Source organism: Maribacter aquimaris (genome assembly GCF_014596745.1).
In the GTDB taxonomy this organism is placed as follows: domain Bacteria; phylum Bacteroidota; class Bacteroidia; order Flavobacteriales; family Flavobacteriaceae; genus Maribacter_A; species Maribacter_A aquimaris.
Map to the genome: position 1 here is coordinate 143812 of NZ_JABTCF010000007.1, position 13460 is coordinate 157271.

At 40.0% G+C, this 13460-nt stretch carries 15 protein-coding genes; 8 read left to right on the forward strand and 7 right to left on the reverse strand.

The annotated features are described in order from the left end of the window. The first annotated feature begins 89 nt into the window (after positions 1-89). The 4 genes from HPE56_RS12370 to HPE56_RS12385 all read left to right on the forward strand — a co-directional run bounded on the left by HPE56_RS12370 (position 90) and on the right by HPE56_RS12385 (position 3477). Positions 90-806: a flavodoxin family protein gene (locus tag HPE56_RS12370; RefSeq protein WP_188244068.1), complete on the forward strand. Its 717-nt coding sequence runs from the start codon at positions 90-92 to the stop codon at positions 804-806. 116 nt (positions 807-922) lie between these two features. Next, entirely contained in the window at positions 923-2083 is a 1161-nt protein-coding gene (gene egtB / locus HPE56_RS12375) for an ergothioneine biosynthesis protein EgtB (RefSeq protein ID WP_188244069.1), read from the forward strand. Positions 2084-2098: 15 nt separating this feature from the next. Then, a complete protein-coding gene (locus tag HPE56_RS12380; protein WP_188244070.1) occupies positions 2099-3094 on the forward strand; it encodes an L-histidine N(alpha)-methyltransferase in 996 nt (331 codons plus the stop codon). Positions 3095-3195: 101 nt separating this feature from the next. Beyond that, on the forward strand, positions 3196-3477 hold the full coding sequence (locus tag HPE56_RS12385; RefSeq protein WP_188244071.1) for a DUF427 domain-containing protein: 282 nt from the start codon (positions 3196-3198) through the stop codon (positions 3475-3477). Positions 3478-3537: 60 nt separating this feature from the next. Here HPE56_RS12385 and HPE56_RS12390 read toward each other — a convergent pair whose 3' ends face one another. Continuing rightward, complete coding sequence (locus tag HPE56_RS12390; RefSeq protein WP_188244072.1) at positions 3538-3834, reverse strand: isoamylase early set domain-containing protein; 297 nt, start codon at positions 3832-3834, stop codon at positions 3538-3540. A gap of 151 nt (positions 3835-3985) precedes the next feature. Then, positions 3986-5071, reverse strand: a complete 1086-nt coding sequence (locus HPE56_RS12395; protein ID WP_188244073.1) for an aminotransferase class V-fold PLP-dependent enzyme — start codon at positions 5069-5071, stop codon at positions 3986-3988. 60 nt (positions 5072-5131) lie between these two features. On the opposite strand from HPE56_RS12395, the gene HPE56_RS12400 reads away from it, so the two are divergent. Continuing rightward, the gene (locus HPE56_RS12400) at positions 5132-5527 is read left to right on the forward strand and encodes a 2TM domain-containing protein (RefSeq protein ID WP_188244074.1); all 396 of its coding nucleotides are present in this window, start codon (positions 5132-5134) and stop codon (positions 5525-5527) included. 111 nt (positions 5528-5638) lie between these two features. Continuing rightward, positions 5639-6133 carry a dihydrofolate reductase gene (locus HPE56_RS12405; protein ID WP_317173203.1) on the forward strand — a complete coding sequence of 165 codons (495 nt, stop codon included), beginning with the start codon at positions 5639-5641 and terminating at the stop codon, positions 6131-6133. 4 nt (positions 6134-6137) lie between these two features. On the opposite strand, the gene murI is transcribed toward HPE56_RS12405, so the two are convergent. Together murI and pafA are read right to left on the reverse strand one after the other, a co-directional pair. Beyond that, positions 6138-6926 carry a glutamate racemase gene (murI, locus tag HPE56_RS12410; RefSeq protein ID WP_188244075.1) on the reverse strand — a complete coding sequence of 263 codons (789 nt, stop codon included), beginning with the start codon at positions 6924-6926 and terminating at the stop codon, positions 6138-6140. Positions 6927-6943: 17 nt separating this feature from the next. Next, the gene (gene pafA, locus HPE56_RS12415) at positions 6944-8626 is read right to left on the reverse strand and encodes an alkaline phosphatase PafA (protein WP_188244076.1); all 1683 of its coding nucleotides are present in this window, start codon (positions 8624-8626) and stop codon (positions 6944-6946) included. A gap of 117 nt (positions 8627-8743) precedes the next feature. On the opposite strand from pafA, the gene HPE56_RS12420 reads away from it, so the two are divergent. Next, a complete protein-coding gene (locus tag HPE56_RS12420; RefSeq protein WP_188244077.1) occupies positions 8744-9484 on the forward strand; it encodes an MlaE family ABC transporter permease in 741 nt (246 codons plus the stop codon). Then, positions 9481-10248, forward strand: a complete 768-nt coding sequence (locus HPE56_RS12425; protein ID WP_188244078.1) for an ABC transporter ATP-binding protein — start codon at positions 9481-9483, stop codon at positions 10246-10248. Before HPE56_RS12420 ends, HPE56_RS12425 begins: the two co-directional genes overlap by 4 nt. On the opposite strand, the gene HPE56_RS12430 is transcribed toward HPE56_RS12425, so the two are convergent. Genes HPE56_RS12430 through HPE56_RS12440 form a run of 3 tightly spaced genes read right to left on the reverse strand, consistent with a single transcriptional unit; the run spans position 10245 to position 13399 of the window. Then, on the reverse strand, positions 10245-11711 hold the full coding sequence (locus tag HPE56_RS12430) for a DUF389 domain-containing protein (RefSeq protein ID WP_188244079.1): 1467 nt from the start codon (positions 11709-11711) through the stop codon (positions 10245-10247). The genes HPE56_RS12425 and HPE56_RS12430 overlap by 4 nt on opposite strands. A 2-nt stretch (positions 11712-11713) precedes the next feature. After that, positions 11714-12793, reverse strand: a complete 1080-nt coding sequence (locus tag HPE56_RS12435) for a mannose-1-phosphate guanylyltransferase (RefSeq protein WP_188244080.1) — start codon at positions 12791-12793, stop codon at positions 11714-11716. A gap of 3 nt (positions 12794-12796) precedes the next feature. Continuing rightward, complete coding sequence (locus tag HPE56_RS12440; protein ID WP_188244081.1) at positions 12797-13399, reverse strand: SprT-like domain-containing protein; 603 nt, start codon at positions 13397-13399, stop codon at positions 12797-12799. Positions 13400-13460: the final 61 nt, after the last annotated feature.

The following is a 13460-nucleotide window of genomic DNA, read 5'->3' on the forward strand; positions in this document are numbered from 1 at the left end:
GTTAACTGGTTTTTATAGGAATTTTATATAGGTAAGTTATGCACATTTACCCCGACCTATTTATAAAACGCAGTTAACTCCTAGAATCAATGGCAACACTTCATCCCGATTTTTCAAAATTAAAGGCCCTTTTCATCAATTGTACCTTAAAAAAATCCCCTCAAAAAAGCCATACCCGTGGACTTATGGAGGTTTCCATGAACATCATGAAGTCGGAAAACGTAGCCGTAGAGGTTCTGCGACTCGTTGATTATGACGTACCTGTTGGTGTGCAGCCCGATATGACAACGGAAGGGGCGGAAAAGGATGATTGGCCCGAAATCTATAAAAAAGTATCGGATAGCCATATATTAATTATCGGTACACCCATTTGGTTGGGGGAACGATCTTCAATCGCTACCAAGCTCATAGAACGATTATATGCGATGAGTGCCATACAAAATGAAAAGGGACAATACAGTTACTATGGAAAAGTGGGGGGTTGTGTCATAACCGGTAATGAAGATGGGGTAAAACATTGCGCCATGGGATTACTATACGCCCTTCAACATTTAGGCTATTCGATACCCCCGCAAGCCGACTCCGGTTGGATTGGGGAAGTCGGCCCCGGACCCAGTTACCTCGATGAGGAGTCCAACGCCAGGAATAATGACTTCACCAATCGCAATACCACGTTCATGACCTATAACCTATTGCATTTGGCCCAATTACTCCATGACAACAATGGATATCCTGCCTATGGCAACTCCCGGGCTTCATGGGACGATGGCAACCGCTGGAAATTTGGGAATCCCGAGTACCGTTAATATCGAATCCTAATAAAAAAATCACCACCCCTAGGGATAATGTTAAATTTATAGATGTTTGTTTTGAATTCATCAATAAATGACATTATTTTAAAGAAAGACACTAAAATTTGTTTATGATTACTCCCGATTCCCTATTGCGTTTTTTTCTTGAAACACGAAAACATACCGAGGCCATTTGTCAACCTTTGGAAATTGAGGATTATGTAGTGCAGCCCGTGGCCGAAGTCTCCCCCCCGAAATGGCATTTGGGTCATAGTACCTGGTTTTTCGAAGAGTTTATTTTAAAACCACACATCACAGGCTATAAAGTATTCGATAATGATTTTTCGTTCGTTTTCAACAGTTATTACGAATCCGTTGGCGAACATGTCATGCGCTCAGACCGCGGCAACTTATCGAGACCTTCCGTAGAGAAAGTATATGAATATAGAACGTACGTGACCAAGGCAATTAACGATGTCATGGAGGAAAAACAGGACAACCACCTCTACGACCTTATCGAAATGGGTATACATCATGAAAAACAGCATCAAGAATTGTTGCTTACCGATATTAAGTATATACTCGGAAACAATCCACTGCTCCCCCCATATTCAAAAAACCTCAAGGAACACCAAGAAGAAACCCATGACCAAGAATGGATTCCCATTGCCGAGGGTATTTATGGTATCGGACATGATTCAGGAAACTTCAGTTACGACAATGAACTAGGAAGACATAAGGTTTACCTGAATGCCTGTGAAATATCCAACAAATTGGTCACCAACCAAGAGTTTATCGAGTTCATTGATGGCAAAGGCTACCAGAATTTTGAACTTTGGCATGCTGAAGGATGGGATTGGGTAAACAAAAACGACATAAAAGCACCCTTATATTGGCACAAGATCAAAGGGGAGTGGTTTCATTATACACTCAATGGGCTACAGAAGATAACACCCAACACCCCTATAACCCATATCTCCTATTTTGAAGCTTTTGCCTTGGCCCAATGGAAAGGTTGTAGACTGCCTACCGAATTCGAATGGGAAACGGCACAACAATATTTTACCTGGGGACAACGCTGGGAATGGACCGAAAGTGCCTACCTGCCCTATCCAAATTACAAAAAAACCGCAGGCGCCTTAGGGGAATACAATGGCAAATTCATGGTAAACCAAAAAGTACTCAGGGGAGGATCCGTGGCTACCCCCATAAAACATACAAGACCCACGTATCGCAATTTCTTTCCCACCCATACAAGATGGCAATATAACGGTATACGATTAGCCAGATAATTACGCACAATTTTCATGAAAAGAAAAACCAATATGGTCGTACCGACCGAATTTGAAAAAGAGGTATACGAGGGTCTCACCCATTCCCCAAAACATTTGTCATCAAAATATATTTATGATAGCTATGGGGATAGGTTGTTTCAGGAAATTATGGATATGCCCGAGTACTATCTTACCAACGCCGAACATCAAATTTTCAATTCACATAAGGAGGAAATTTCAAACATCTTCCAAAACGGGAATGAAAAATTCAAATTAATTGAATTAGGTGCTGGGGATGGAAGAAAAACAAAAATACTTCTAGAACAGTTAGTAAAGGACAAGGCCAATTTCAAATACCAACCCATTGATATCAGCCATAGTGTACTTGCCCAACTCGAAGCCGCTATACAGAATGAAATTCCTGAGGTCTGTATCGAAACTTTACAGGGCACTTATTTTGAAATATTAAACAGGATAAACATTGAAAACGGAACCAAAAAGGTAATCCTATTCTTAGGTTCCAATATTGGAAATCTTTTACATGACCAGGCCATTGATTTTCTAAATCACTTACGTGACTTTATGCACGATGACGACTTGTTGTTTGTTGGCTTTGACCATAAAAAGAACCCACAGACGGTATTGAACGCATACAATGATCCTGCGGGAATAACCTCCGATTTCAATAAAAACATCCTAGCACGGATCAATAGGGAGATGGATGCGGATATTGACCTTGATCAATTCTTGCACTGGGAAGTCTATGATCCCGAATCGGGAACGGCCAAAAGTTATCTGGTCTCTAAAAAAGATCAATCGGTTTTCATCAAAAAATTGGACCTGAAAATCAATTTCAATGCATGGGAAACCATACATACCGAAATCTCCCAAAAATATGATGACCATACCGTAGAATGGCTGGCGGAACAATCAGGTTTTCAAATTGAAAAAAAATTCGTGGATACCAAAGGATATTATCAAAATTATGTCTTTGCCATAAAAAATGAACTCAGGACCAATCATCCATGAATGTAAATTTTGGATGTAATATACGCCTAAGCACATAAATTTATTTATGTGCGATAAGCTGAGACAATTCCCGTTTTATATAAAAAACAAAACCCTAGAAAATGAAAGCAATCTGGAACAAAACCGTAATAGCGGAAAGCAACAATACCCTAGTTTTGGAAAACAACCATTATTTCCCTGCCGATAGTATAAAGGACGAATATTTTAAACCAAGTGGGTCACATACTACCTGCCCCTGGAAAGGTGAAGCTTCTTATTACACCTTGGAAGTAAATGGACAAAGAAATGAAGATGCGGCGTGGTATTACCCCGAGGTTAGTGAACTTGCAAAAGGCATAAAAGGAAGGGTCGCCTTTTGGAAAGGTGTACAGATTGAAAAATAATAGAAAAGGCCCGAAAGTTTTACCTTTGGGCCTTCTTCCTCTTAATTTTCTTTTTCTATTCTAAAGCTCCAGAACCGCATTTTCAGTCCCGGCATACTCATTCCATTGGTAACGATCAGCTTCCGCTTCGTTCACATAATCCCCATCCACCAAATATCTAAACTCATAGGTGTTTTCTTTGGGAAGATCAAACGTACCCTTAAAGGTCCCGTTTTTTAATTTTTTCAAAGTACTTCCTTTAGGGTTCCAATTGTTGAAATCACCAACAACGGCTACTTTCTTGGCTTCCTCAGCAGGTACTGTAAAAGTCACTTTACATATTGGCTTACTTTTTAAATATTTTTTTGCAATTCCCATAACGTGAACAATTTAAATTCAATACAAAATTAAAGCATTAAATCCCTCATTCCCAATGATTAATACCATTTTTATGATTTTCTTAATATAAGTACCCCTTTTAAGTTGGCTTCACAAAAAGCCATCCTCCTAATTGCCATCTAGGTAAAACCTATACCCGCTCTTTAATGATTTCAACAATGCGTTCAATATCATCTATGGTATTGTAAAAATGGAAACTGAATCGAATCCCTATTCCTCTTTGGGAGCATAACACCTTATTGTCGGTTAAATGCTGAAACAACGTATCATCACCTTTTATATTGAAAATAGTACTGTGTTCCTTACGTGATACCACTGCATCCTCCAATAACCCCATAGCTGAAAATTCCCTTTTACCCTTATCGGAAAGCACCTTCAATTGCTGGGTTATTTCCTGTTTCCCGATTGTGGTCATAAAACCAAGTGCCTGTTTAAGCGTTCCGAAATTCAAGGTATCCAGATGTCCTGGCTCAAAATGTTTGGCAAATCGAATTTTATATTGATTGTCCTGATTTGCTCCTGCCGCATTAAAACCAATAGTTTCAACCTTTGAAAACTCCTTAGCCCGATCTTTAAACAGGAAAAACCCGTTCCCATAACCCGATAAAAGCCATTTATAGGAGCTTGCCCCTAACACATCAATGGCCGATGAAGTAAAATCAAATTCAGAAGTACCACAAAATTGAGTGCCATCGGCAATGATAAACAGGTCTGGAAAATCTTTTTTCAATCGAGAAAGAAAACCGATATCTACCTTAATCCCATTTACCCATTGAACGAGGCTTAAGGCTAGAATAGCTATTTGGCCAGCTTCGATCTTACTGCGTATATTTTCTTCCAGATCCACATCGATCTTGCAATATGAAATAGGAAAGCCTCGATTTTCAAAAGACCAATTGACCGAAGGGTAATCATTCTCAAGGAGTAATACATTTAAATTTTTATCCATTCCTTCCAAAAGCATATTAAGACCCAAGGAAAAATTTTGCACCAATGCCACATTTTCTACGTCACAACCAAAAAAGGTCCCAACTGCTGCCCGGGTTTCCCCAATGATATTGGCATTTGTCATTCTGAACATACTGGCCCCATTAAGAAAATCAATATCGTGCTGTCTGCGCCAGTCGATCACGCTTTCGTGTATTAGTCCCGATGAGGCGGTATTCGCATATATATATTCCCCAAATATGGGGAAACCCTCCTTTAAATTCTTCATAACCTTAAATTCCATTGTATACCAAATGCTTTATCTTTGTGATTAAAGATAGCTATTCGTATGTTTAACAAAGGTAAAAAGCAGACGGAATTGGATTTGGAGCAACATGACCTGCTCGAATCTGCCCAAACACGTATAAAACAAAAAAAACGTTTATATGTACACTTTGTCATATTCCTGATTGGCAGTGTCTTCCTCGTTTTAATCAATAAAATCCTGAAATTCGGGGTTGAATATGATTGGTTTATTTGGGCTATTACCTTTTGGGCCTTTTTATTCGTAATCCATGCTTTCAATGTTTTCGTTACCCAAAAATTCATGGGCAAGGATTGGGAAAGACAACAGCGCGAAAAACTGGTATTGAAACAGAAGCAAAAAATAGCTGAATTGCAAAAGGAAATTGAAACGGACTTTCCGCTTTCCAAAATCAACAAAAAGGACATCAATCAAGAATAGCGTCCAATGGCATTATTAAACTGCCGGAACAAAACAGTTTAAATACTACCAACATATTGATCGGCCCACTTTTTGTACCTTACCCACTGAATTTATTAAATAAGATTTATCGTGCAAAACATTACCATGATAGCCGCCGTTGGCGAAAACAATGCATTGGGAAAAGACAATGACCTTCTTTGGCACCTTCCCGATGACTTTAAGCGCTTTAAACAGTTGACAACGGGGCATTTCATCATCATGGGGAGAAAGACTTTCGAGAGCTTCCCCAAACCCCTTCCCAATAGAACCCATATTATAATTACCAGGGATAAAAGCTACACTGTAGCCCACGAGGATTGCATTGTCGCGCATTCATTGGAAGATGCCATAAAACTTACCGATGGTGATGACCATCCTTTTATTATTGGGGGTGGGGAAATTTACAGACAAGGGGAGCAATTTGCCCAGCGATTGGAAATTACAAAGGTGCATTCACATTTTGATGCTGATACCTTCTTTCCTGAGATTGATGAAACCATTTGGCAATTGACAAGTTCCGTACATCATCCAAAGGATGAAAAACACCAATATGATTTCACCTATTTAACGTTTTGCAGGAAATAATGGTTTAGAACTCCTGATATGTTATTTTTAAGGAAGCACTTCTATCTACAAAAAAACCTTTTAGTATTTCAACATCGGCATTTGTAATAAAGTGATGCGATCCCAAATTGATGGAATTGGAGAGCAATTCATTTTTTTCCAATATTGCCTTGGTTTGTCGTGCCACCGCTTCCCCAGAATCAATGATTTGTATATGGGCAGGCAATATTTCTTTTAATAAGGGGATTAAATAGGGATAATGGGTACATCCCAACACCAAATAATCGATTCCGGCTGTGACCATAGGACGAAGATATGCTTCCAACAAGGCTTTTGTTTCGGGCGAGTTAGCCTTTCCGCTTTCGATCAAGGGAACCAAACCTGTCCCTACTTGTTCATAAATGCGTATTCCTTCAGCAAGATTCCCTACCGTACTATGAAAAAGAAGACTGGACAAGGTACCCTTAGTGGCCAATACCCCCACTTTTTTTGATTTTGATTGTAATGCCGCCGGTTTTATGGCGGGTTCTATGCCTATAAATGGCACTTGGTACTGCGCGCGTAAATAGTCTATGGCATTGGTCGTTGCCGTATTGCAGGCCACCACGATGAGTTTACAACCCTTACCCAACAAAAACTCCGTATTCTTTATCGAGAGTTGGACGATTTCCTCTTTCGTCCGTTCCCCGTATGGGGCATTCTTACTATCGGCCAGATAAATGGTGTCTTCATGGGGAAGCAGCGCATTGATCTCCTTCCATATGGATGTACCACCCACACCAGAATCAAAAACACCAATGGGATGATTATCCATATTATATTGGAATAAATTTATTCGATAACTTTGGTTATGGGCGTGCCTATATTGCCACTGGGAAATGCAATTCCCAATAGCGCCGATATGGTCGGGGCAACATCCGAAATCTCGGTTCGCTCAGTAGTACTCCCTTTCTTAATGCCACGACCATAAAAAAGCAATGGAACATGGGTGTCATAAATCTGAGGGGAACCATGGGTAGAACCGGTGATGGGATAATTTATGGTTCCAGGCTTCAAGACAATCAGAATATCCCCTGAACGCTTTAAATTGTAACCATTCTGCAAAATAAAAGGAACACCTTGTGTATAATCATTCTCCCACATTTGTTGGCCTGTGTAGACCCTATCAATATCCTTATAGGTCATTAGTTCCCTTGCAATCTCCTCCTCTACATCCCCCAATTTCAAATCGAGGTTTTTGATAATACTGTGATCAAGGAACATTTGATTGTTGGAACTATTCTTTACTATATCCGTAGTGCCATATTTATATTTCAGGAATTCACTGAATTTTGTTTTCAGGTCTTCCCCTTCCATATAACCCGCAGGAATATGATGATCCCTTAAATAGGCCGGTACATTTATTGCCGCATGGTCGGCGGTCAAGAAAAGCGTATAGTTATTTTCACCTACTTTTTTATCCAAGGCTTTGAACAATCTGGCCAAATCCCGGTCCAATCTCAGGTAGGTATCCTGAATCTCTTTTGAATTGACGCCAAATTTATGGCCCACATAATCTGTACTTGAGAAGCTCACCGCCAAAAAGTCGGTAATGGCATCGGTTCCCAAATTCTCACCATCCAAAGCGGCGATGGCAAAATCCGCGGTAATACTGTTACCATATGGTGTTGCCTTGATGATGTCAAACCCTCCATTGGCATCCCATAAACTGGGTAGATCATGGGGAAAGGTCGGTGCTACCTCACCTTCAAACAACCCTTCATATTTGTTATTGTCAGATCCACTCTCCAGATAAGTATTTATGTCCTTTAAGGCTGTCCATGGTTTTTTATATCCTTCAGCCACATTGGAAGCATTGAAGTCAGTGACCCATTTCGGTAACGCATCCATATAGAACGAACTTGTTATCCAATTACCTTCATTATTTCCGTAAAACCAAAAAGCTGCATTGGCCGTGTGTCCCCCAGGCAGAACAGCTCCCCTATCCTTTAAGGCAACGGCAATAGTCTTGCCACGCATTTGTGTATGTAAGCGTAATTGGTCGGTTACAGTGGTCACCATCATTCTATGGGGGGACATTTTACCTGCATCCGAACTTGTTCCAACAGAGTTATAGGCATCATCGGCCGCACAGTACACTGATTTATCCAATTCTTTGTCGTACCAATCATTGGCTATAATACCGTGGGAAGCAGGCGTTGTACCCGTATAAACCGAGGTATGTCCTGGACCCGTATATGTAGGTGCATAATTGAAATGATTGTTCTTACAATTAAAACCATCATTGATCAGTCTTTTAAAGCCATCATCCCCATATTGATCCCAAAAACGGGTAAGGTAATCGTAGCGCATCTGATCCACCACTATACCTACAACCAACTTGGGTGTGACACGTAAATGATCTGAATTTTCAACTTTATCCCCTTTTTTTGATTTTTTTTGACCCACTGAGTCAAACGGATTGAAGATAAGTGCGACGAGGACCAAAAGGAGGGAAAATCTATTCTTGTACATTGTTTCAAAAAAAATATTAGTGACACAAAAATATATAAATAAAGCCTTAAAAGATTAAATGAACGTTAAAAGACATTCATAATTCCTATTTTTACAATCACAAGCTTATCCCATTCTATGAATTACCTAGCATCAATCGGCAGTTATGCAATAATGATCAAAGAGGTTTTTAGGAAACCCACGAAATGGCGCATAATGAAGTCTTTGATTCTCAAAGAAATAGATGAACTCATTTATGGTTCATTGGGTATTTTAATATTCATTTCCTTTTTTATCGGTGGTGTTGTTGCCATACAAACGGCATTGAACATTACCAGTGAACTCATTCCTAAAAATTTGGTGGGTTTTGCCACCCGACAATCCATTATTTTGGAATTCGCACCAACTTTCTGTTCGATTATCATGGCAGGTAAGGTAGGTTCCTATATTACGAGTAGTATTGGCACCATGAGGGTTACCGAACAGATTGATGCTTTGGAGGTCATGGGCGTAAATGCCTTGAATTACTTGGTATTCCCAAAGATCATTGCGCTGCTCCTTTACCCTTTCATCATAGCCATCGCAATGTATGTCGGTATTTTTGGCGGATGGACTGCCGGTGTTTTAGGAGGTTTTAGTACGAGTGCTGACTTTATTGAAGGGGTACAATTGGATTTTATACCATTTCACGTTACCTATGCTTTTATTAAAACTTTGATATTCGCCTTTGTTTTGGCGACCATTCCTTCCTTTCATGGTTTTTATATGAAAGGCGGGGCACTCGAAGTTGGTAAGGCTGCCACGACTTCCTTTGTATGGACGAGTGTGGTCATCATTATATTGAACTATATTCTAACACAACTCCTATTGGGCCAATGATCGAAGTAAAGGACATATATAAATCTTTTGATGGCACCCAAATATTAAAGGGTATCAGCACTGTTTTTGACAAGGGAAAAACCAACTTGATCATTGGACAAAGTGGCTCGGGAAAAACCGTATTCCTAAAATGCCTTTTGGGACTTTTTAATCCGGACAAAGGTTCTATAAGCCTTGATGGTAAGATTTACCCACAACTGACACCACGTGAACAACGAGACCTTAGACAGGACATGGGGATGGTATTCCAAGGAAGCGCCCTTTTCGATTCGATGACCGTAGAAGGCAATGTGATGTTTCCCCTAGAGATGTTCACCAACAAATCCCGATCAGAAATGCAGGATCGTGCCGATTTTGTGTTAAAAAGGGTAAATCTTGATGATGCCCATAAAAAATACCCATCTGAAATATCGGGTGGAATGCAAAAACGGGTAGCTATCGCCAGGGCCATCGTCATGAATCCGAAATATCTTTTCTGCGACGAACCCAATTCCGGATTAGACCCGAAAACAGCCATCGTAATCGATAACCTCATTCATGAAATAACGCTGGAATACGACATAACCACGGTCATAAATACCCATGACATGAACTCGGTCATGGAGATTGGCGAAAAAATCATCTTCCTGAAAAACGGTATCAAGGAATGGGAAGGCACTAAAAAAGACATCTTCAAAACGGACAATGAGGCTGTGACTAATTTTGTATACTCCTCGGAATTGTTCAAAAAGGTACGCCAAATGTATATCGAAGAACGTAATTAGTCTTGAATTATCTCTTTCAGCTGAATTGTACTATCCTTTAATCTTAGTTTTAACCAAGCATGTAACTTTTTAGTATCCTCAGCGGTCTGCAACCGTTTGGCATCCTTTTTCCATTTTACCTCAAAGATGGGAATGGTATCAATCTTATTGAAATCGGTTTGGATCGTAGGCGAAAAACCAAGCGATTCCAAATTCGTATAATTGGTTTTGGCCTCAATACTCACATCAGCAAAGGGTATGGACAGTCGAGCCAATTTCCCCAGCTCCACCTCCAACAACTTAATGCGGGAATCCTTATCCGCTAACTCCGTTTTCTGGGTCTCATATAGCTGATCTACGTATTTGAGTTGATCCAATTGCTCGTTTTTTGCCCCTTGGATAATATGTAGCTCTGTATTCTTCAATCTATCAAAACTACCCTCATCCTCCTTTTGTTTGTTCCAAGTAGCAATAACATTATCGGGTATGGTCTCATTACCCATAAACACCAATTCTATAAATGGATTTTCCCCTTTATTAAATTCGATATCCGTAAAGTCGTCCATAAATCTCCCGGAACCTTCAAACTGATACGGTGCTATTTTCTCCTCGACAAAACGTTGTGCCTGCTTTCGGAACAAGGATTCCTGAAGGGCATCCCAAAAAGTAATACCTGCAGGGATCATGACCAAAATCGCAAAAAGGGAAGCTACCCTACCAATTAACCTCCGTTTTTGTGAATTCACATATCGAACCATTGGAAAACGAAGCAATTTCAACACTAGAAAAGTTGCCAAAGCGATAAAAATGGTATTTATACTGAATAAATACATGGCCCCTCGGGCGTAATCGTAATTGCCGATGGCCAAACCAAAACCTACCGTACACAAGGGCGGCATTAAGGCTGTGGCAATCGCCACACCAAAGATAACCGAGGCTATCGTGCCTTTTTTAGCCCTGGCAATGACAAGGGCAAGTCCACCAAAAAAGGCAATTAACACATCCCGTATATCGGGAGCCGTCCGTGCCAAAAGTTCCGATGATTCATCACGCAATGGGAATATGGCAAAAAACAAATAGGCCGTCAACACACTGAGTACGACCATAACGGTAAAATTCTTTAAAGACCTACGCAGGGTATCCACATCATTTACAGCCAATGAAAGTCCAATTCCCAAAATTGGCCCCATTAGGGGAGAAATCAACATGGCTCCAATAACAACAGCTGTTGAATTGGCGTTAAGTCCGATCGATGCGATAAAAATGGAACAGATCAAAATCCATGAGGTGTGGCCTTTAAAGGGGATATCGGCAATAATGGCCTCCTTCGTTGCCTCTTGATCGGTGTTACTGCGAATATCCAAAAGTTCAGAAAGGAACTTTTTTGTACTACCCAATAAACCTTGAATATCCTTTTTTACCTCCTCCCCGCTATCGGTTTGGTTTGGTGGACTATTTTTTTCTTCGTTGAGATTTTCATCCATAATTAAGCATACTTATCGCCAAACTTTTCTTTTACCTTTGTCAACACTTGTTTTATATCCTGTTCTTTCGATTTTGGATAAATCAATAATACTTCCTCCTTGTCAACTATAATGTAATCCTCGAGCCCGTCTACCACCACAATTTTACCCTTAGGGGTACGGATCATGTTACCGTGGGCGTCTTGGCTCAATACCTGACTGTTGACAACGGCATTGTTGTCAATATCCTTATCCAACTTGTCGTATAAGGAACCCCAAGTTCCCAGATCGTTCCAATCAAAGCTAGCCGGTCGAACATAAATCGACTTGGATTGTTCCAATATAGCATAATCTATTGAAATATTTTCAGCTTTAGGATAGTTGCCTTTTATAAATTCCTTTTCATTCGGAGTATTATAATCGGCCATCCCTGAATTGAATAATGCATATTGCTCTGGCTGATATTTTTGAAAAGCCTTCACTATACTATTGATACTCCACATGAATATGCCCGCATTCCACAAGAAATTTCCTTGTGCCATAAACTCTTTGGCCGTTTCGTAATCCGGTTTTTCCCTGAATTGATGAACCTTTTTAAGATTGGAAGTATTCGTTTTCTCAAATTCTATATATCCAAATCCCGTATTGGGGAAAGTGGGCACAATACCCAAGGTACAGAGTACATCCTCTTTTTCACACTTATCAAAACACTCAACAACATCCTTTTCAAAAGCATTCTCATCCTCGATCCAATGGTCACTGGGTGCCACGATCATAACACCGTCCGGATTCATTTTTTGGATCTTCATCGCCGCGTATAAAATACAGGGTGCGGTATTCCGCATTGCAGGTTCCAAAACGACCTGTTCCTGTTTTACCATGGGTAACTGTTCCAATACCAAGTCATTATATCGCTCATTGGTCAAAATCAATATATTCTCAGTAGGGACAAATTTGTTTAAACGTTGAAAAGTCTTTTGAATCAGGGTTTGTCCAGCACCGAGCATATCATGGAACTGCTTAGGGTTTTCTGTGGTACTGATCGGCCAAAAACGGGAACCTACCCCTCCAGCCATTAAAACTGCATAATAATTCTTATTCATAATTCAATCCTTTATTAATTCCACTTCGGCATTGGGTTGAAACAAATAAACCTTTCCCGAAGCCACTTCAACACATTCATAGCGTTTGACCCGTTTATTTCCTTTTTTAAAAAGTTTACCGTTATATATACGGAAAATACTGCCCAAAGGTAATTCAAAAACGTACGTTTTGTTAGGATGTTGTGGATCGTATTGTTTTAAGGCCAATGACAAAATAGCATCGGTATCGCTACTTGCCTTAGGGTTTTTGAAATGTCTCGCTAAAACAGGAAGAAGCTTTGAGGGGAAAACCTCGGGCCTGATAAAGGGCAACATGAGGTATTGAAAAGTTTTCTTCCACTCCAATCCATGGGGTTTTATATTCCTTCCGTATTGTTCAAAAGCGGCTAAATGGGCTATTTCATGTACCAATGTTATCAAAAAACGATACTTGTTCAAGGTTGCATTGATGGTAATCTGATGCAACCCATTGGGTAACCGTCGATAATCCCCATGACGGGTAACCCGGTTATTTACAATCTTAAGATTGACCCCAGAGGTTTTTATTAGTTCTAAACATGGCGCTACCGCCCTTTCGGGCAAATACTTTAGAAGAATATTATCCATTACCACAAAAATAGGATTTTTAGGGCTTTGTTGATATTGTAAAAAGACATTCGCCAAAATA

Bases quoted from the DNA above. Each gene is read 5' to 3' on its own strand.
- HPE56_RS12370 (WP_188244068.1), top strand. From the start codon at position 90: ATGGCAACACTTCATCCCGATTTTTCAAAATTAAAGGCCCTTTTCATC.
- egtB (WP_188244069.1), top strand. From the start codon at position 923: ATGATTACTCCCGATTCCCTATTGCGTTTTTTTCTTGAAACACGAAAA.
- HPE56_RS12380 (WP_188244070.1), top strand. From the start codon at position 2,099: ATGAAAAGAAAAACCAATATGGTCGTACCGACCGAATTTGAAAAAGAG.
- HPE56_RS12385 (WP_188244071.1), top strand. From the start codon at position 3,196: ATGAAAGCAATCTGGAACAAAACCGTAATAGCGGAAAGCAACAATACC.
- HPE56_RS12390 (WP_188244072.1), bottom strand. From the start codon at position 3,834: ATGGGAATTGCAAAAAAATATTTAAAAAGTAAGCCAATATGTAAAGTG.
- HPE56_RS12395 (WP_188244073.1), bottom strand. From the start codon at position 5,071: ATGAAGAATTTAAAGGAGGGTTTCCCCATATTTGGGGAATATATATAT.
- HPE56_RS12400 (WP_188244074.1), top strand. From the start codon at position 5,132: ATGTTTAACAAAGGTAAAAAGCAGACGGAATTGGATTTGGAGCAACAT.
- murI (WP_188244075.1), bottom strand. From the start codon at position 6,926: ATGGATAATCATCCCATTGGTGTTTTTGATTCTGGTGTGGGTGGTACA.
- pafA (WP_188244076.1), bottom strand. From the start codon at position 8,626: ATGTACAAGAATAGATTTTCCCTCCTTTTGGTCCTCGTCGCACTTATC.
- HPE56_RS12420 (WP_188244077.1), top strand. From the start codon at position 8,744: ATGAATTACCTAGCATCAATCGGCAGTTATGCAATAATGATCAAAGAG.
- HPE56_RS12425 (WP_188244078.1), top strand. From the start codon at position 9,481: ATGATCGAAGTAAAGGACATATATAAATCTTTTGATGGCACCCAAATA.
- HPE56_RS12430 (WP_188244079.1), bottom strand. From the start codon at position 11,711: ATGGATGAAAATCTCAACGAAGAAAAAAATAGTCCACCAAACCAAACC.
- HPE56_RS12435 (WP_188244080.1), bottom strand. From the start codon at position 12,793: ATGAATAAGAATTATTATGCAGTTTTAATGGCTGGAGGGGTAGGTTCC.
- HPE56_RS12440 (WP_188244081.1), bottom strand. From the start codon at position 13,399: ATGGATAATATTCTTCTAAAGTATTTGCCCGAAAGGGCGGTAGCGCCA.